Source organism: Streptococcus sp. E24BD, assembly GCF_041807825.1.
GTDB lineage: Bacteria > Bacillota > Bacilli > Lactobacillales > Streptococcaceae > Streptococcus > Streptococcus entericus.
Window position 1 is genome coordinate 1 of the sequence record NZ_JBGTZB010000004.1, and the last position, 17,136, is coordinate 17,136.

Here is a 17,136-nt window from a genome sequence, read left to right on the forward strand (position 1 = left end):
GCTTTTTGAGTGCTTCGAACTTTGGTTGAAATGTCTCGACAGTAGCTATCGTTAATTAGACTTTTAATCGGCATGACCAAGTGTGTTTCATTGGTATCAGCCGTCAGGCTATCATAGTGGTCATTAACCGAGATAAACCTAACTCCCATAGCAGGAAAAATTCGCTGGAGGTATTTTCCAGTTTCAATGTAATCCCGACCAAATCGTGACAAGTCTTTGACAATTATAGTATCAATGATCTTATCATTCACCATAGCCATCATACGATTAAAGTCAGGACGATTAAATGTTAATCCACTAATACCATCATCAACAAATTCTTCTAAAATGGTAAAATCATGATTTCTGGCATAGTCTCGCAGGAGCGAGCGTTGGTTGATGATGGAATTGCTTTCCACATTGTCCCCATCATCTCGTGATAGGCGTAAATAAATACAGGCGTTTGTCATGTGTCTCTCCTTAATCAGTGTTTAGGTGCTTACCAATTAAGGACTGAGGTTCTACTATTCTATTTTACATAATTTATAAAGACTTGTCCGCTAAAAACTCAAATTTTTTCAAGATGACTCCCTAGTAAATCATCTAAAATGTCTGTAAGACTTATTGGTTGATCACTTACTTGTACCGTAATCTTATATCCCTCAATCACAATCTGCGGTAATTCCGCACCTGTTTGTATTTTTTCCATAAACGTTTTTTCCTTTACTTAAAATTTTGACCTCTGTAGGTAGAACCGGTTAAGTTCTTCATGGGAGTTTCACCCGCTGTCCTTTCTCGATGGCAGCCTGAACGTTCAGAAGTATCATTATCCTCATTTGTCTCATGGCAGATAGGTGACCAACCTATTTTATAGCCGATAAGTCTCGCTCATATCACAGCGTACCCAACTAAGTTGCTTTACAAATGATTAACGTCCAACTTTGGTCTATTCAGTTGTCAAAGAGCAATAACAGGAACTTTAGTTCCCCTTCACTATATAGAGTGAAAATGTGACAATTTTTACCACCTTACTCCAATAACTTTTTGAGATGCTTCAAAATTTTATCTCTCCGTCTAGCAACAGTTGTAATAGAAACTTTTGAGGACTGAGAAATTTCATTCAACGTTTTATCCTCGAAAAACAAGTTTTTAACAAGAGCAAACTCATCATCATTAAGGGTAAGCAAAGCATCATAAAGCAAATGAAAGATCTCCCTTGTTTCAAGTATCTTTTCAACATCCATTTTCTCATCAGCCATATAGCTTGTTAATTGTCCATCAACATAATCTGAAAATGGCCTAACATGATATTGGATTTCTAATCGATTGAGGTAATTTTCCCGATTTGTCAACCTCCAATACTCACGGTAAATTTCTTTGGTAACAGGAACTTTCAGGCCACCCACATAGATAAAATAATTCATCTTATTCCTCCTTATATAAATTTGATATAGGAGGAAATGGCGGTGAACGACTTTTCATAAGACACTCTCAATTTCTAGACTTCATTAATAAGAGTGAAAAAACACTAAAATTTCTCGCTGTTTTCACAAAAAAATTAAAATCGATAATGTTGAAAAGCCTGGGATAAAAATATTTTGAGTTTTCGAAATCACATACCATCATCACCTGTTGGAATAATAAAAGCAAAAAAGACGAACAAAGAAAGATTCTGTTTTCAGAAATTCTTCTTTGTTCATCTTAAATATTGGAGTTTAGATTTTTGTTCCAGCCTCGTGTTATGGCTAAAAAAGAATTCGATTCACTAGTATTCTCCTAAAAACTAATTACAGGTTTTTGAAAAGTACATCCTAAGTTCGTTCTTGCACTCAAAAGCATCGGGAAAATCCATTTTTATTCCAAGAAAATTTCAGACTCTTTAAACATCCTAGAGTAAGCAACATATCTGAGATGGCTTTCAAAGAACAATATGCCCATTTCGGAATAGAAAATACTGTTTAAATACTTTAAGATCTCTCCTCAAAAAGTAAGAAAAGTTCACTTTATCATGTTATTGAGCGACAAAAAGAGTCGTATCCAGTGCCCTGTCTCTATGACTATTTCTATTTTCCAAGAACTTCTTACTACATCTGGTTGAATAATCGGAAACCAATTATAAGTAATTCGAGACTCAGTTGTCACAGTTCATTACAGCTATTTGTTATCAGCTTCGAGGGTACTTACAGCTTTTCAGTAACCCTAAGACAGTCTTTCGTTAAAAGCAGTAACTAGGCCTAAGATCTTCTTTTAAAGAAGTATCCTCTTATACACAAAGGAAATAAATGAAAAGGCAAGACACGTCAACTAAAACGTGCTTGCCTAAACTTTTAAGTGGAACCCCTATCCAAAAATTAATAACAGTTATCAACTATGTTTGCCATTCTAATTCTGGGTAAGAGATATTACTATGATAATGACTCACGTGAAATATTCTCTGCTCAGTTTAATTTTGAATCCTTGAAACTCTATCCAGAAGAGGCTAGAGATCCCATTATAAAGTAAATTACGAAGTACATTGATTGGTACACGCTGGAAAATTATAAGAATTCGATTTATCATAATATGTGAATTAATCTAAATAATTATGGCCATCCTAATATGCGTTGCTCAATTAAACGACCTAATCTATAACCAGATACTGTACCGTTTGCAAAACCGAATATAGCTCCCGCAATACCACCAATCGCTGCACCTGAAACTGTGCCAATATAAGGAATAAACGATGCAGCTGCACTACCAGCGGCAGCTCCTTTTAATGCAAAGAAGATTGTTCCTGCAACAGCTCCACCTACAGCAAAGGAATCTGCAATCCAACCCTCGCCTTCAAGGTACATCACTTCTTCAAGTTCTAGTTCAACAAAATTATTTGGCAATATTAATTCCATGATTTTCTCCTTTTATTTTAGATTTCTATAAATTGGTTATGTATTTTTCAAATACTTCTTTTAATGATAATTTATGCTTTCTGCAAAGACGGAACATCATAATCGAACAAATAAGAGTTACTATAGCAGCTATTACAAGCAATAGAAACTGTAGAATCTCATATTTGTTTGGTAAAAAAGTAGTAAGGGGTGTAATAATTATAACTAGATTATAAAGTTTTAATACTTTATCAAAGTCTTTTCTTGCTTTATCCATCAAGATTACCTCCATCCCAATATACGTGTTTCTATTATCCTTCCAAAACTATAACCTGTCATGCGACCCAACTTATAGCCCGCAATTGCACCGGCTATTCCTCCAATAGCTGCACCCGTTACCGTACCAATATACGGAATATAGGAATGAGCGGCTCCTCCAGCAGCAGCTCCTACAAGGGCGTAGAAAATTGTTCCTGCAATGGCACTACCTACAGAAAATGCATCTGCAATCCAACCCTCGCCTTCAAGATACATCATTTCATCTTGTTCAAGGGCTACATAGTTATTTGGTAATACAAGTTCCATATGATTTCTCCTTTAGTAAACATGGTCAGGATATTTCCTAACAAGTGATAGACAATTTAGTTTATATCTCCTTAGACACCTAGATAAGACTGCCTTTCACTCATCTTATTGTATTTTATAGGTTCTCTAGGGCTTAAACTCAATTATTGCTTAAAACTCAACAGTTCTAAAATCCAATCAAGGTACGTTTCTTCATCATAGACAATACGTACTTCAACTGGCATGTCCTTTTGAAGGACAATTGCCTTGCTCTTATGCTTAAGAGTTACAGACTCTAATTTTACAATCACTTTATAAAGACTGATACTTCCTTCCTTTGTTTCTTGAGTAATTGTGCCCGAATCAACCTGACTGACTTTTCCCTTTAATGTCCCATATTTCTGGCTATTGACACCTGTAATAGCTACATTGACCTTGGCTCCTTGAGAAACACGAGAAATATCACTTGCAATCACGAACGCTTCCACATAGTACTCTTTTTCTTTTCTTGAAACTTCAGCTATCGTCTGCCCCTGTTGAATAGACATTCCTTGTTTCAGCGGAATAAGATAATGAAGTAGACCATCACTAGTTGCTAAAATACTGTGGCCTTTATCTTGTCCTGTCGCAATTCCAAGATTAGCTTCGAGTTCTGTAATATTCTTGTTATTATTAGAGCGAGCAGTTCCTAGTTCACTAATTAGTTGTGCATAGATATTATAAGCCTGAGATGTTGGATCATTATAAGAACGTTCCATATCCTTAATACTACTTTGTTGACCCTCAATCTCACTAGTCTTGGCTGTGATATTCGTGTTTATCACTTCAATTTTTGTTGTTAATTCTGATATCTTCGTTTCTAACTCAGTTCTAGATTCAGTCGTCGTTACAGAAGGTAGGGCGGTTCCATCACTACTCGTACTTGTTGTTGTTCCTAATATTGGTAAAGAAGCTAGTTGTTCCTGAAGCTGAAACAACTCACTTTGAGCAGTTTGTAAATCAATATCTAATTGATTTTTTTCCTCAATTAACTTATTTAACTTTGTATACTCATCTTGAATTTTAGAATATTGTGAACCACTATTGTAATTTTCTGAATTTAGTTGGGATAAATAGTATTCAATCTTTCCGTAGTATTCCTGCTCTTCACCAGAGTTAGCCATATGATTAACTCTCTCATTTAAAGATTTTTCAAATTTTTGAAAAATTGCCTCCTTAGAACGCAACTTCTCCAACTGTTTATTGATGGAATCCGACTGTAGTCCCTCTTGACCACTCGATAATGTAAGGATTACTTCTCCCGCTTTTACCACATCACCTTCAGATTTGTGCATAGTTACTATCTTACCTGGACTTACCGCTGAGAGAAACTCAGTCCCTGATATTACTGCATTCCCCTGTGCTTTTACAATATAGTTCTTAGGTATGTAATTTGCACCAATCAGTGCACCTAGTAAAGCTAAAGCAGTAGAGATTATCAAGACAAAAGTATAGGCTGGCGGTTTCTTATCAAAGAAAATCCGTGAATAACGTAATTCTGATTTATTGTATAGTTTCATAGGCTTACTATTGGTCTAAAAATATCCACAATCATTTTTTCAGCAGATGACTTGATATAAACAGTATAAACTGTTCCGTCTGTTTGAATATCATTCTCATACATATAGATTTCTAACTTTGAATAAGCAAATTGTAGATATTCTGGACTATCCTCAAAGCGAATATATAGACAGTGCGGTACTGAAATAGTATCTTGAATCTCATACATATTACTGTACATTTGGGCATTATGGGCTTGAACATAAAACTCAAAATCTGTTGTAATATCCCCATCATCATGAATTATTGTCCCACAACTTTTTACAATTAAGGGACCAAAAACTTGTGCCTTTAGTAATTGTAAATGTTGACGGAACTTATCTATCTCCTTGTCTACGTTTTCTACTTTAGCACCATGTAGTTTTTGACAAATAACTTGCTTTAAGACTAGCTTTTTATTATCCTTTACTTCTAGCTTAGCCATACGTAACCTCCTCGGCATCTAACACAGCCTGTGTCTTAATTTGTTGACTTATTTGAATACTCTGTAAACCAACCATTCGGGCATATTTACCATTCTGAGCCATTAACTCCTCATGGGTGCCATATTCCGCAATTGCCCCATTTTCTAAAAAACATATCTTATCACATCGAAGAATAGTTGAAAGTCTATGCGCTACTACGATAGTTGTTTTATCAATTATCTTGTTAAAGATTAAATCTTGAATAATCTGTTCACTAAATGAATCAAGGTTAGAAGTTGCCTCATCAAATATATACAGATCAGCTTCACTCAGCAGTGCTCTTGCGATAGCCAAACGCTGTTTTTCTCCACCGGAGAAGTTTTGGCCACCCTCATCTACAAAAGAACCATAACGATTTTGTAGTCTTTGAATCATATCGTGAATTCCCACAATACGACAAACGCGGATCATGTCCTCATAAGTTGCATCTGAATTCCCAATTTTTAGATTATCAATAATTGTCCCTGTAAATAACTCAATTGTTTGAGGGATGTAAGAAATCTTCTTACGCAATTCACCATAATCAAGATCAGATAAGTCCTGAGACCCGATGAGAATTTGTCCTTCACTAGGACTGATAAAACGAAGCAATAGACGGACTAGTGTGCTCTTACCAGCACCACTTTCTCCAACAAAAGCGATTTTTTCTCCTTGTTTAATTTTCAAATTAAATTTTTTTATAACAGGAGGTCTTGAGCCATATGCAAACGTCACATTTTTGAATTCAATGTCATCACGTAAGGAAAAGTTTCTGATACTGTAGTCAAGAGTGCTATCTTCGCGATCCACTTCCATCAATTCTTGAAGCCGACTAACCGCAACTTGTACTTCTTGAAATGTTAGCTGTAGACCCACTAAGTTCTGAACAGGCTCTGTAAAATATTGGCTCAGAGTTTGAAAAACTAAGAGATTACCTATGGTCATCTTCCCATCGATAATAAACAGAGCACCTGCCCCCATGAACAACAAACCACCTATGGTTGAGGTCATCGAAGAAACGGTAGATTGGACATTTTGCAACACTCCCTCTTTGTAGCCAATTTCTAGAGTATGTACAAATTTTTCTTCAATTTTATTTAAACGCTGTACTTCATCATGTTGAGATTTAATGGTGTCAATATTTCGAATGGATTCAATCAGTTGAGAATTAAGAAGGCCAGTTGCTTCCATCTGTTCATGGTTGATTTTCTTATAGGGCCCCTTGAAACAATAAATTAAGATAATATTAATAGCCACCATTAATACTAAAATCAAAAATAAAGATTGATTAATGCTCCACAGAACAACTGCACTAATGACTGATAGCGTGATGTCCATAACCAATGAAATAGATACGGATGTAAACACATTCTTTATCGTCATAGCATCTTGAAATCGTGTCAAGACATCTCCAACTCTTCGACTGCCAAAAAAGCTATATGGAAGATGGATAATATGGTCATAGTACCCCATCAAAACTGGCATATCTATTTTTCTAGACAGAAATAATAAGATGTGTTGACGAAACGCAGACAAAAGACTTTGTAAAAAGGATACCACACCAAAGACAACCAAGAAAAGATACAAACTGTTCTTTAAGCCATATGGGATAACTTCATCCATGATAACCTTTGAAAAGAGGCTTGATAAAATACCAATAAGACTAAGAATAAATGAAGCTAATATTACAGTAGCAATCATCCCCTTTTGACTAAGAATTAATGTACCAAAGAGTTCCCAAAGGCCTTTGCCCTTTAGTTTTCCTTTTTCAAACTCCGAATTAGGAACCATAAAGAGAGCAATTCCCTGGTAAAGTTTTTCTAATTCATCTGGAGAGAGTTTAAGAAGCCCTCTAGCAGGATCTGCCACAAGAAATTTACCATTCCTATTAATACGATGCAATACAATAAAATGATTCTGACCTAAATCATTCTTAATCTGAAGAATCGCAGGAAATGTTAACTTCGGAGTCAGTTCTTCTTGAGATACTCGGACAGCTTTAACGGTAAAGTTTAATTTTTCCAAGCCTGAAACGATACCACTCACAGTAGTTCCATACATATCCGTCCCGATAATTTCACGAATTTTCATAATAGACAATTCTTTTTTGTACGATAAAAGAACTGTCGACACAACTGCCGCAGCGCAGTCTGACTGATCATGTTGCATAGTGCATGGATATCTTTTCAACATAGAAATACTCAAATCCTTATTAAATCATTTATTTTACATAGTGTTTACTTAAAAAAACTATACTAAAGAAAAATAAATATATTTTAGTTTTTATGACATTCATGAAGTAACTTAACTAATTTATGGATTATATAAAAGCTCAACTTATTACAAAATTAGCCAGGTGACATTTTTTAATCAGCCTTCCCAACATCAAGACCATCAGACTTCTTTTGTGATTCTACTCGAATCTCTAATCGTTTATTCTTCTGAATAAACTGTTGGTAAGGAATTGTATTACTAAACGTAAAAAACCCTAATAATACTAATATAGCTAATATAGCTAATTTTTGAATTCCACGTGAATTCCACGATTTTTCTTCATTTGTGAAACCCCTTTCTGTTTCCTTGTCTTTATCTTAACAGATACATTTTATTTAGTCAAATATTTTTATGCAATTTTTGCTTTTTTTTTTATTATTATTTCTATTTGTAATTTTATCGAGCAAATATTTGCCGTATTTAACTAAATGATATATAATTGATAAAGATAAATTAGGAAGGGTTTTTGTTTTTATGACTACATTAGCTGAAAAATTCAGATTAAAAAGAAAGGAGTTGGGACTCTCCCAACAAACTCTTGCAGAAGGAATTTGTGAGCAAAGTCAGATTAGTAAAATTGAACGGGGGCATTTCATTCCTTCCGCAGACCTTTTGTTCAAACTCTCTCAACGACTCGAAGTCCCACTAGATTACTTTTTCAATGAAGAAATTGAAGTTAAGTCTAACCTCTCTAATTTCAAGCATTTATCTGCTTGTCTATTGGATGATAGAAATTATGACGATTTAGAATATCTTTATAAAATAGAGATTGAGCGAAGCACCTTTCTAACACTAGAAGATCGAACTTACCTTGAATGGATTAAAGCAATTATTGACTTCTATCAATATAACCGCAAGTATGAGGCTATTTTATACTTGGAAAATATATTATCAAAAGTAGCCTCAACTACTCTGATTTACTTAAAGGTATTAAACACACTGTCTAACTTCTATTCCCTTGTTGGTCGAGAAGAAGATTATGAAGCAAACTACTCTCATTTAATAGAGTTGTATCAGACAAAAAATTTGGACCATCAGGAATTTTTGTTTGGTTATATCAGAGTTCGTTACAACTATGCTCACTATTTAGTCTCAAAAGAAAAATACAACGAAGCCATACAAGAAGCCCTTGAGACTATCGAACTCTGTAAAAATAGGCAAACAAGTTATCAATTGGCTCCCCTGCTCGTTCTCGTTGGAAATTGTGGAACACAATTCCTTGGCAAAGAACAAGTCAAAAATTATTATATAGAAGCAAGAGAGCTATGCAAGATTTATAACAATCCTTTAATGCTGATGAAGATAGAAAATTATTTGAAGGAATTAGATGCTGTTTAGTTTATCTTGATATTGGAGTTCTACTTAAGTGTTAAATAACCTGTAAGACTGATAGTTAGATTAGTACTATCAGTCTTATAATCTTTCCAGAGTACCTCAAGCAACTAGATTAATTTAGTTTCCTGTTCTAAATTGGCGATATTTTGATTCCTTGTATTATCAAGTATGCTTACAAAATTCTCTAACCTCCTAACCTTATATTCGTAGTCATCTATCCATTTCGTCATGGAGTTTTGATTTTCTGCCATCTCCTTCTCCACCTCCTCCAGTTTAATAGCTGAAGTCAGATTCATCTTGCCATAGTCATACCTGGCTAGCCGTCTGTTTTCTGGGTCAGAGTTACTAAGATTGAGCAGGACTTCTGCTACTTTGTTGAGATGAGCAACCTTATCCTGCAACTCCGTGATGGTCAAATCCATCTGGGCGATGTCCTTTATTAACTCGTCTTTGACTTCCTGATAAGATTTGTTGTTGATGTCTAATTCAATAAGAAGATTGAGCTCTGCTATTTTCTCTTTGAGGCTGGTTATGGTCGGTCGTCTGCGTTTAGGGATATGCTTGCTGTCGTGTGAAAGCTGACGAATCAATTCCCGTCCCCGCATATATCGATTAAAGTCAGAGTTCCCTTTATTGTAGATGAAAAAATGGGCGGTTTCTCGGATAAATACATGGTAGGACTTGCCCTGTTCGCTCTCATGAATATCTAAGTTGCGGTTTGGTATGAAAATCAAGCCGTCTTTTTTGACCCCATAATTGATTCTGACAAAAAGACCATCATTGACTAACTTATCAATCTGGTGTTCAGCCAAGGTCACTTCAAATTCCTGAATCTTATCTCGCTTCTCCTTGAACTCCTTGTAGGCTGCTAGAAACTCCTCACTATGGAGTTTGTCCTTATCCTGCTGCTCTTCTTGGTAGGTTTCAAAGTCTGAGACCAGGTTAGTCAAGTCAGGGTCTGGCAGGACTTCTTTTTGGTCAAAGTAATCCTCAAAGAATTGGACATCGTAGGGGTGTTTGATGCTGACCTTTTTATTCTCAATGGAAATGGTTCGACCGTCCTCAATCAAGATAAAGGTCACATGCTTTTTCTTTGGGGAGATTTTCAGACTTAACTGCTCTGCTATTTCCAAAAGATGAGACAGGTCACGTGCTCTGGGCAAGAGGAAATCCAGTCGTTGCTCAATGGCTCGTTTGGCAAACTGCTCCCGAAAATAATCCTCGGTATAGGGCTGACGTTTGTTGAGTTGATCGCCACGAATGACCTGCTTCATGTCTCGATCAGTCATCAGAAAGCGTGCATGTTTGCGAGAAAAATCAATTTGCAAGTTTAGAGCAGGAGCCTTGGCCAAAAAATCTTCAAAGCTCCTGCTATTTTCCATGAGAAAGTAAAGTCGCTGCTTGAGTTCGAACTTATTGTTGGTTCTGCGATAGGTCTCAAATTTCTCATGCGAGTAACGATTAGGAGTGATGATTTTTGCTCCTGCTTCTTTGGCAATGCGGTCAGAAATCATGCGAAGGTTTCTCTCTTGATCATAATCCCATTTGAGCTTCTTGTCAGAATTGAGGTCAACGGAATTTATCAGGATATGATTGTGAATGTGCGACCTATCTGTATGAGTGGTTACAATGAAACGAAAGTGGCCTCCTGTCAGCTCCTTGATGGTCTCATAACCAATGCGGTTAATCTCTTCAGGTGTCAGATTATCTTCAGGAGAAAAGGACTGAATCAAGTGATGGGCATGAATTTTAGTCTGCTTGATTTGCTGGCGGTCGTTCCTGGAATCATAGAGCCGATCATTGTTGGTCAAGTTGGCCTGATACATCTCCACCAACTCCTCATACGTGGGAAAGTTCAGGTAGTTGCTCATGCCAAAATCAGAGACCAGCTTCAGTTGCTTTGTCTTTTCTGGATTGAGAATGTACTTGATGAGACTCTTGCGATACTTGGTGCTATGCACCGCAAAATGCTTAGTGACAACCATAAAACTCCTTCAGCTGCTGGCACTTGATGTTAAAGTCCTTCTCCACTTCCTTTATGAGTTGGCCAATGCCTTGCACCAAAAATTCACGGTCGCTTGGTGTTAAAATCTGAGTCTGGTTGACGGTCCGTGCAATTTGATTGAGGTTGTTTCCGATACGTTTCAGTTCAAAGACCAGCTCTTCATAGTTACTGGTATCAATGATCAAGAAAGTCATGTTGGGATTGAGCAGAACCTTTCTGGCATAAGCAGAGAAATTTTTACAGCCACTCTGTCCGATACGGTCGTTCAAAGTTGCCAACTCCTGGTCTGTCAGAAAGACTTTTTTGAGGTTAGTGCGGTAGCGATTTTCCATATCTAGCCTCCCATGTACTTGTCACGAAAGTCTGGACTGAGTGGGATAGCCTTCTCGACTTCTGCCATCAACTCCTGCACACAGGTTAGGATAATTCGCAAGTGCTCTGCCGTGACCTGCTGGGTCTGTTCGGCCATGATAGTCACTTGTAAAATGTCTCGACTGATTTGTTCAATCTTCTGGGACTGCCAGAGGGTAAACCAGTCAGCTACCGACTGCCTCCCTTCGACTAAATCCATCAGCTTTTGACGAACAAAGGGTGAAAACTGGTCAGCGTGTTCTTTCTTCATTAGTTCCTGAATCCGCTCCAGTTCCTCTGGTGTCAGATTGATTTCCTTACGGATAATGCGATAGTGGTCTGTCATCTCGTTATACTCCTTCTCTAGTTGCCTCTATCGGGGCAGCCCCGATACCGTATCAGATACGGGGGTCTTCCTTCAGCCTCATCGCTTCGCTTTTCGGCTTTTGCGAGCTCAGTTATTGTGTCCACAATAACCCAAAATCTAATCGCCAGCTGACCCCAAACCTTACAGGTTTGTCAGCCGACGATAAGAAACTATGGTGGCCTCGCCCCCAAACCCCCAAGAAAAAATCAAGGGTTGATTTTCTAAAACTAGATAGAGTGTAACAAGAGAGAGCTGAAAAAATTATCACAGAAAAAGAAAAAGAGCCATTGGGCTCTCAAAAAATTTCTGAAATAGCTTAACCTAAAACTTCAAAATCATCACTATCATCAGCTTCACCTGTTAGACACGTGAAACACATGTGGCTCCCTACCAGTGCACTCCCTGCTACCCAAATAGGAGCTCCACAATTCATACACCTTGCCCCTCCTTCTTTTTCTTCAAGAACTGCACGCAGGGTTTCTTCAAGCTCTTTGGGATTGATGTCTGGATTATTATTGATAGTCAATTCGACAAATTTTTTGATTGAAATAGGAGTCAATGCTTTACCTCCGTCCTGATTCTATTTCTAGTACCTATTCATCTAAACAATTATCACTGCTTAATTGTCAATAAGTCCATCCAATTTTTTGGAAAACCATAATGTCTCAAGTCCACTTGTTCTTGATGACTTTCTTCCAGAAGCTTTTGTAATTTTTTATTCCAAAAACTATGGGTTTCTAGGGACATAGATAAGATGAGATGTCTCATTGTTATAAAATAGATAAATAGTGTCTTGTCATCATTCTCTGAACCTGTCATCAATAATTCTTTGTCAGAATGATGAAGAGCCGGTAAAGTGTGGTGTAAGCGACCATATAATCTACCATTGTGTGAGCAAATATTTCTAAGATAACGAAGAGCGTTACACCAAGACAATAAGATTTTAGCTGGAATGTTATCCTCCTTGTCTAAGGGAAGACTAATATAGGCAGCAACCTTATTTCGATGTTCTGGTTGTAGGGCAACAAGGAAGGACGCTATGTTTCCAAATGTCATTAAACGAAAAACGGTCCAAGGCAACACGACACCATATTTGTCAATCTGGTTCTTGATTGTGGCATCATCTTGTTTTTCCAAAATCAATCGTGACAAATGATATTTTGTTTTCAAAACAATATCCTGCCTCTTAGGATTTTCTTTTCGATATTTAGATTGTTCTGAATAATAGAGAGCATCGTCTTCAAAAATATAAGAAGGTTTATTGTAGCCAATCGTCAGAGCATCAGCTGTACTCTTCTTCAAAAAAACTTCGATACGCTCCAGTATCTCTTGAAGAAAATTTCTAAAGTAGCTATCGAATAAGTAAACTCTTTTTGCTTCTATATATTTTCTGTCCACCAACTTTCCATATTGAGAAAAGGATTGAAAATCTGTATCTCGTAAAAAATCAACACAATCCTGTTTATAAAAGTCATCATTCCCATCATACTCGAAAGACCAGTTAGAGTTTTCTTTCATGTGGACATATAACTGTTCTTCAGTTAAAGCTGGCTCAAGAGAACATTTTAATTGAGTTGGTGCTAATATCGGTCTATAAACTAACTGAGTTTTATCAGTAATATCTAAATCTAATGGTAAGTAGTCCTTAAAATTTGTTAATTCAAGTATGTGATTAGTCATCGAATTTCTCTCCATAATATGAAAAAAGGCCACCTAGTTATACATTGCTGTACCTTCGATGACTTCTAATCTGACTAAATTATACCACAAGATCCCCTACTAAGCAAGAAATAGTTTACTTCTTACTCTGCTTAAACTGCTCAATCCGTTTTTCTAGCTCTTCTGTCTTTAATGTTGCTCTGGCAGTATCAATACGGTCATCCAGGCTTTCTTCCTGAATGACTGGGCTTACTGGTTCAGAGGGATGTACCTGATTTTCCTGCTGCTTTTGGTCAAAGATTAGATTGATGAGCTTCTCAACCTTGTCTAACTCTGTATCCGTCATGGCTGATAAGGTATGAATCAAAGACTTGAAACGGTCTGATGATGGTGAAACGTTCTTCTCTTTAGGTTTGAATAGTTCTCTTAACATGCTGCTCCTTTCGCAAAAAACAGTCCCAGAAGGACTGTTCGCTTAGACAAGTGTATCCATCGCCTTTAGAATGGCGGTGATGGTTTTGATGGTGTTGCCTTTCTCATTGACCAATCCCTGCAAACGGTCAAGCTCCAACTGGTAGTTGCTCATGTCTGCTTCATGACTGGTGAGCTGTTTCTGAAGATGCTCCTTGTAAAGCGTGGTTGGGTCTTTGTCCAAAGTAGGGTTGGGAAGTGCTACTACTGATGGTGACATTTCGGTATTTCCCTGCGAGGCTTGCTGCTTGTCACCAGCCTTTAGTTTTTGAAATTCTGCCTGATAATCAATCGTTTCTGTTGTAGGACTTGGTGCTGGGTCACCTTTACCAAAAAGTGCCGCAATCTTTGCTCGTTCCTGGTCAGGTGTCGTTGGTGTTGCTTGGTCTAGTGAACCATCATAGGTCCAATCTGTTTGTGTCGTCATTCTGTTCTCCTTGTGTCATTAGGTTCTTGTGGGGCATGGGGCTTAGACAATTTCCCAAAAGCTCGCTCTAAAGCCTCGTCAAAGCGTATCTGACTGCTCGTTTGATAAGTGATAAAGGTTGAGTACATGGCTTCCTGAAGTTGGTCCTGATAGGTGTTAAGGCGTTCCTCTTCTCTAGCCACTTTCTCAGCCTGTTTCTTAACTTTTTCTTCTAGGCGAGCCACTTGGCTCAAACTCATAGGCATTCCTCCTTCTTTGGGTTTGGGTCTAGCTTATCAGAGGCCTCTTGATTTTTTCATCACAAATCAAGTGCTAAAGCTTGGGAAGAATAGCTGGTCTGCCTACCTTCCTCATAAAATTGGCAGAGCCAGTCATCCAGACTGGGTTCCAACTTTCGCCTGATTAACTCCTCATTCCAATCTGATTTGCCATCTAGTAGATCTAGTGGAGGTAAATCCTGTTCAAGGGGAAAGCTCTGGTCTTTTAACTTCTCAATAAAATCTCGCCCTGCCTCATCATTATCGACAGCTAACGTTAGAAGCTGGTCATGGTTTTGGAAATATTTGGTCGTCTGTAAAATGACATCCAGATAATGGTTTAGTTGCCCCTTGTCCAAATCATCAAGAAAACCAAAGTCCCCTTTTTCTTCTGACGCTAGACGAATCACGTGGTAGGCGATAACACTTTTCTTTAACCCTTCCATAGACACCAGACGGACATCAGACAGTTCTGCCTGACGACACTCGTAATAACTCATCAAATCAATCACAGATTCCGCAAAGACAAGCCGCTTGGGCTTACCTATGGTCAAGCTAACACCTGCGTAACCATGGGAACCTTTCATGATTTTCTTGAGCCGTCCGCGTTCATATCGGTTTGGGTATTCTTCAATCCCCTGAAGGCTAGCCCCTACTAATCGCCCGTGATGGTCTATACTCTTAAATACGACCACAGGCTCTGTCTGGTTGTCGCTCTGCCATTTCCCTTGTTCAAGAAGCCCCTGCCGACCAAAGGTGTTGATGGTCTCATCAGATAAGTGACGGATGGTCTTGAGATAGATGCGAGCAGTCCTAAAGTCTGTGCTTTCAGGGAGGTAGTAACGAAAGGGTTCAAGTTTTAAGGCCTGAAACTCCTGCTCTGGAAAATCGCCCTTGTCCAAAAAGTGAATGGCTTCCTTGAAGCTGACCCCTGCCATCAGCTGCACAAAGTCGATGACATCGCCCTGAATATCCCGTGAAAACCACTTGAAGGTATTGGTGTTGGTAAAAATCTTGAAGGAATCGTGCTCTACCTGCTCATAAAGGGTGCTGGACAAGCGTTTCAAAGGCACACCCAATGCCCCTGCTACATCTACGATGGACTTCTTCTTAATCGTCTCTAATGCAATCATCTCATTCTCCTATAAAAATAAGCAGAAGGCTGACCTTCTGCTTAGGGTGTTGTGGTTGAAACAGGCAATTCAGGAACAGCCGCTGGCTCTGGTGTCGTCTTTTGTGCTTGAGTAAGAGCTTCTGATAAGCCTACCGAATAGGTTTGAAGATGGTTGACCAAGAGCTTATCTCCCAGTTTAGTGTAGGTCAAGCGCAAGAGACGTTTCTCCACTTGATTGGTCTGAGCCTTGTCTTTTTGTTCCAAGTCTGGAACGTAGGTCACTGTATAAGACACCTCGGCTAAGACCTCATTTGAAGCATGATTGAGGTAAATATCAGCCTCCTGATACTGATAGTCCAAGATATAGTCCTTGTAGACCTGCTGGAGGGTATCTTCTTGGCGAGTCAATTCTTCACGGTAGGCTGAATCCGTCAAATAAGGCTTGATACGCTTGTTATTTTCGCCAAGTTGTTTCTTGGTGAAGTAGTGACGGAGAAACGCCTCAACGCTCTCTTGAGATAGCTGACTGGCTTTCTCTTTTTTTGTCTGTTCATCTTGTAGTTTCTTAGCCTCCTGCTTGATAGCCGCCCTGGTCTCATTGGTCACACTTTGCTTACCTAAGCTATAGCCCATAGTCGAGACAAAGGCTAGTAAAGCAAGACTGGCCACACTCACTAGGACAATCTGCTTGGTTTTATCAATCATCTATTTTTCCTCTTTTCTATAGTGATAGACCAAGCATACCATGAGGAGATTGGGGATTTTATCACAGAAAAAAGGACACCCGAAGGTGTCCAAATGTGGGGTTAAGCGAGGCGTTTTGTCAATCGTTTGCTTATTTTTTTAACCAATAATCCAGCCAATAAGACATTTATCCCGACAAAAAAGGTCGGAAAACTGAGCCAGCCATTGGTCTGAAAATCTCTGACAAAGAGGTCTGTTTCAGTAAACAACAGGTAAAGACCATAAACCTCCATAAAGGCTAGAAAGAGACCTCCTCCAATGAGCAATAAACCTGTCGCCGCCAGAAACAAGCGGTAAAGCAGGAGAAGAATCCCTCCAATAGCGATGAGAATGAGAATAATTTGCCCTAACTCTTCAAACATCTGTTGCCTCCCCTAACTGTTTGCGGTAGTAAGTCGCCTTAGTGTTGTCCAGCTCCTCTAACCGTTCAACCAAGTCCAAATACTCTACCCGTGTCCCCTCATCGAGGTCTGGGAAGAAGGTCTCACGATTGGTCATGATAACCTCTAATTGACCCGTGACCTCACGGATGGAAAAACTCACATCACCTGTGGCTGTCTCGTATTGGGCTTTCAAGTCATGATAAGCCTCGTACTGATCAGAAGTGCTAAAACCCTCACTCAAAAGGTTATCTAGTTGGTGCTTCATGTTTTCAAATTGGTCTGTCATGATGGTTCTCCTTT

At 38.4% G+C, this 17,136-nt stretch carries 23 protein-coding genes; 1 reads left to right on the forward strand and 22 read right to left on the reverse strand.

All coding sequences use genetic code 11. The features are described from left to right. The 10 genes from ACERC5_RS01405 to ACERC5_RS01450 form a co-directional block, all read right to left on the reverse strand. Positions 1-449: recombinase family protein (locus ACERC5_RS01405; RefSeq protein ID WP_373659962.1), on the reverse strand; the 449-nt coding region annotated here is incomplete at its 3' end. A gap of 98 nt (positions 450-547) precedes the next feature. Continuing rightward, positions 548-688 (reverse strand): hypothetical protein, encoded by a 141-nt coding sequence (locus ACERC5_RS01410; protein ID WP_373659963.1) that lies wholly within the window; start codon positions 686-688, stop codon positions 548-550. 319 nt (positions 689-1,007) lie between these two features. After that, positions 1,008-1,403 (reverse strand): sigma-70 family RNA polymerase sigma factor, encoded by a 396-nt coding sequence (locus ACERC5_RS01415; protein WP_373657849.1) that lies wholly within the window; start codon positions 1,401-1,403, stop codon positions 1,008-1,010. Positions 1,404-2,561: 1,158 nt separating this feature from the next. Next, the gene (locus tag ACERC5_RS01420; protein ID WP_373657850.1) at positions 2,562-2,864 is read right to left on the reverse strand and encodes a hypothetical protein; all 303 of its coding nucleotides are present in this window, start codon (positions 2,862-2,864) and stop codon (positions 2,562-2,564) included. A 25-nt stretch (positions 2,865-2,889) separates the two neighbouring features. Then, positions 2,890-3,120 (reverse strand): hypothetical protein, encoded by a 231-nt coding sequence (locus tag ACERC5_RS01425; RefSeq protein ID WP_373659964.1) that lies wholly within the window; start codon positions 3,118-3,120, stop codon positions 2,890-2,892. A 5-nt stretch (positions 3,121-3,125) separates the two neighbouring features. Further along, a complete protein-coding gene (locus tag ACERC5_RS01430; protein WP_373659966.1) occupies positions 3,126-3,428 on the reverse strand; it encodes a hypothetical protein in 303 nt (100 codons plus the stop codon). A 143-nt stretch (positions 3,429-3,571) separates the two neighbouring features. Further along, on the reverse strand, positions 3,572-4,966 hold the full coding sequence (locus ACERC5_RS01435; protein ID WP_373659967.1) for an HlyD family efflux transporter periplasmic adaptor subunit: 1,395 nt from the start codon (positions 4,964-4,966) through the stop codon (positions 3,572-3,574). After that, the gene (locus tag ACERC5_RS01440; protein WP_373659968.1) at positions 4,963-5,430 is read right to left on the reverse strand and encodes an AraC family transcriptional regulator; all 468 of its coding nucleotides are present in this window, start codon (positions 5,428-5,430) and stop codon (positions 4,963-4,965) included. Before ACERC5_RS01440 ends, ACERC5_RS01435 begins: the two co-directional genes overlap by 4 nt. Then, a complete protein-coding gene (locus tag ACERC5_RS01445; RefSeq protein ID WP_373659969.1) occupies positions 5,423-7,642 on the reverse strand; it encodes a peptidase domain-containing ABC transporter in 2,220 nt (739 codons plus the stop codon). The genes ACERC5_RS01440 and ACERC5_RS01445 overlap by 8 nt, the downstream gene beginning before the upstream one ends. 173 nt (positions 7,643-7,815) lie before the next feature. Then, on the reverse strand, positions 7,816-7,977 hold the full coding sequence (locus ACERC5_RS01450; protein WP_373660028.1) for a PhrA family quorum-sensing system peptide: 162 nt from the start codon (positions 7,975-7,977) through the stop codon (positions 7,816-7,818). A 220-nt stretch (positions 7,978-8,197) separates the two neighbouring features. Here ACERC5_RS01450 and ACERC5_RS01455 point away from each other — a divergent pair, with 220 nt between their 5' ends. Further along, the gene (locus ACERC5_RS01455) at positions 8,198-9,061 is read left to right on the forward strand and encodes a helix-turn-helix domain-containing protein (RefSeq protein ID WP_373659971.1); all 864 of its coding nucleotides are present in this window, start codon (positions 8,198-8,200) and stop codon (positions 9,059-9,061) included. A 104-nt stretch (positions 9,062-9,165) separates the two neighbouring features. Here the strand turns inward: ACERC5_RS01455 and ACERC5_RS01460 are convergent, their stop codons facing one another. From ACERC5_RS01460 to ACERC5_RS01515, 12 genes are all read right to left on the reverse strand, one after another. After that, the gene (locus ACERC5_RS01460) at positions 9,166-11,043 is read right to left on the reverse strand and encodes an SAG1250 family conjugative relaxase (RefSeq protein WP_373659973.1); all 1,878 of its coding nucleotides are present in this window, start codon (positions 11,041-11,043) and stop codon (positions 9,166-9,168) included. Beyond that, complete coding sequence (gene mobC / locus ACERC5_RS01465) at positions 11,030-11,395, reverse strand: plasmid mobilization relaxosome protein MobC (protein ID WP_373659974.1); 366 nt, start codon at positions 11,393-11,395, stop codon at positions 11,030-11,032. Before mobC ends, ACERC5_RS01460 begins: the two co-directional genes overlap by 14 nt. Positions 11,396-11,397: 2 nt before the next feature. Then, positions 11,398-11,760: an SAG1252 family conjugative relaxosome accessory protein gene (locus tag ACERC5_RS01470; RefSeq protein ID WP_373657856.1), complete on the reverse strand. Its 363-nt coding sequence runs from the start codon at positions 11,758-11,760 to the stop codon at positions 11,398-11,400. A 337-nt stretch (positions 11,761-12,097) separates the two neighbouring features. After that, on the reverse strand, positions 12,098-12,340 hold the full coding sequence (locus ACERC5_RS01475; protein ID WP_043026249.1) for a hypothetical protein: 243 nt from the start codon (positions 12,338-12,340) through the stop codon (positions 12,098-12,100). A 53-nt stretch (positions 12,341-12,393) separates the two neighbouring features. Further along, positions 12,394-13,461 carry an Abi family protein gene (locus tag ACERC5_RS01480; RefSeq protein ID WP_373659975.1) on the reverse strand — a complete coding sequence of 356 codons (1,068 nt, stop codon included), beginning with the start codon at positions 13,459-13,461 and terminating at the stop codon, positions 12,394-12,396. Between the two features lie 115 nt (positions 13,462-13,576). Next, positions 13,577-13,873, reverse strand: a complete 297-nt coding sequence (locus ACERC5_RS01485; protein WP_373659976.1) for a hypothetical protein — start codon at positions 13,871-13,873, stop codon at positions 13,577-13,579. A gap of 42 nt (positions 13,874-13,915) precedes the next feature. Next, positions 13,916-14,338, reverse strand: coding sequence for a DUF5945 family protein (locus ACERC5_RS01490; RefSeq protein ID WP_373659977.1), 423 nt, complete (start codon positions 14,336-14,338; stop codon positions 13,916-13,918). Then, positions 14,335-14,571, reverse strand: a complete 237-nt coding sequence (locus ACERC5_RS01495; protein ID WP_373660029.1) for a DUF5965 family protein — start codon at positions 14,569-14,571, stop codon at positions 14,335-14,337. The genes ACERC5_RS01490 and ACERC5_RS01495 overlap by 4 nt, the downstream gene beginning before the upstream one ends. 65 nt (positions 14,572-14,636) lie before the next feature. After that, on the reverse strand, positions 14,637-15,728 hold the full coding sequence (locus ACERC5_RS01500) for a DNA primase (protein WP_373659979.1): 1,092 nt from the start codon (positions 15,726-15,728) through the stop codon (positions 14,637-14,639). 41 nt (positions 15,729-15,769) lie between these two features. Then, positions 15,770-16,414, reverse strand: a complete 645-nt coding sequence (locus ACERC5_RS01505) for a hypothetical protein (protein WP_373659981.1) — start codon at positions 16,412-16,414, stop codon at positions 15,770-15,772. 101 nt (positions 16,415-16,515) lie between these two features. Then, on the reverse strand, positions 16,516-16,815 hold the full coding sequence (locus ACERC5_RS01510; protein WP_373659982.1) for a DUF5966 family protein: 300 nt from the start codon (positions 16,813-16,815) through the stop codon (positions 16,516-16,518). After that, positions 16,808-17,122, reverse strand: coding sequence for a DUF5962 family protein (locus tag ACERC5_RS01515; RefSeq protein WP_373659983.1), 315 nt, complete (start codon positions 17,120-17,122; stop codon positions 16,808-16,810). Before ACERC5_RS01515 ends, ACERC5_RS01510 begins: the two co-directional genes overlap by 8 nt. Positions 17,123-17,136: the final 14 nt, after the last annotated feature.

Coding starts and splice junctions, on each gene's coding strand:
- ACERC5_RS01410 (WP_373659963.1), bottom strand. CDS start 688: ATGGAAAAAATACAAACAGGTGCGGAATTACCGCAGATTGTGATTGAG.
- ACERC5_RS01435 (WP_373659967.1), bottom strand. CDS start 4,966: ATGAAACTATACAATAAATCAGAATTACGTTATTCACGGATTTTCTTT.
- ACERC5_RS01500 (WP_373659979.1), bottom strand. CDS start 15,728: ATGATTGCATTAGAGACGATTAAGAAGAAGTCCATCGTAGATGTAGCA.
- ACERC5_RS01470 (WP_373657856.1), bottom strand. CDS start 11,760: ATGACAGACCACTATCGCATTATCCGTAAGGAAATCAATCTGACACCA.
- ACERC5_RS01430 (WP_373659966.1), bottom strand. CDS start 3,428: ATGGAACTTGTATTACCAAATAACTATGTAGCCCTTGAACAAGATGAA.
- ACERC5_RS01515 (WP_373659983.1), bottom strand. CDS start 17,122: ATGACAGACCAATTTGAAAACATGAAGCACCAACTAGATAACCTTTTG.
- ACERC5_RS01460 (WP_373659973.1), bottom strand. CDS start 11,043: ATGGTTGTCACTAAGCATTTTGCGGTGCATAGCACCAAGTATCGCAAG.
- ACERC5_RS01425 (WP_373659964.1), bottom strand. CDS start 3,120: ATGGATAAAGCAAGAAAAGACTTTGATAAAGTATTAAAACTTTATAAT.
- ACERC5_RS01505 (WP_373659981.1), bottom strand. CDS start 16,414: ATGATTGATAAAACCAAGCAGATTGTCCTAGTGAGTGTGGCCAGTCTT.
- ACERC5_RS01445 (WP_373659969.1), bottom strand. CDS start 7,642: ATGTTGAAAAGATATCCATGCACTATGCAACATGATCAGTCAGACTGC.
- ACERC5_RS01455 (WP_373659971.1), top strand. CDS start 8,198: ATGACTACATTAGCTGAAAAATTCAGATTAAAAAGAAAGGAGTTGGGA.
- ACERC5_RS01480 (WP_373659975.1), bottom strand. CDS start 13,461: ATGACTAATCACATACTTGAATTAACAAATTTTAAGGACTACTTACCA.
- ACERC5_RS01420 (WP_373657850.1), bottom strand. CDS start 2,864: ATGGAATTAATATTGCCAAATAATTTTGTTGAACTAGAACTTGAAGAA.
- ACERC5_RS01490 (WP_373659977.1), bottom strand. CDS start 14,338: ATGACGACACAAACAGATTGGACCTATGATGGTTCACTAGACCAAGCA.
- ACERC5_RS01440 (WP_373659968.1), bottom strand. CDS start 5,430: ATGGCTAAGCTAGAAGTAAAGGATAATAAAAAGCTAGTCTTAAAGCAA.
- ACERC5_RS01510 (WP_373659982.1), bottom strand. CDS start 16,815: ATGTTTGAAGAGTTAGGGCAAATTATTCTCATTCTCATCGCTATTGGA.
- mobC (WP_373659974.1), bottom strand. CDS start 11,395: ATGGAAAATCGCTACCGCACTAACCTCAAAAAAGTCTTTCTGACAGAC.
- ACERC5_RS01485 (WP_373659976.1), bottom strand. CDS start 13,873: ATGTTAAGAGAACTATTCAAACCTAAAGAGAAGAACGTTTCACCATCA.
- ACERC5_RS01415 (WP_373657849.1), bottom strand. CDS start 1,403: ATGAATTATTTTATCTATGTGGGTGGCCTGAAAGTTCCTGTTACCAAA.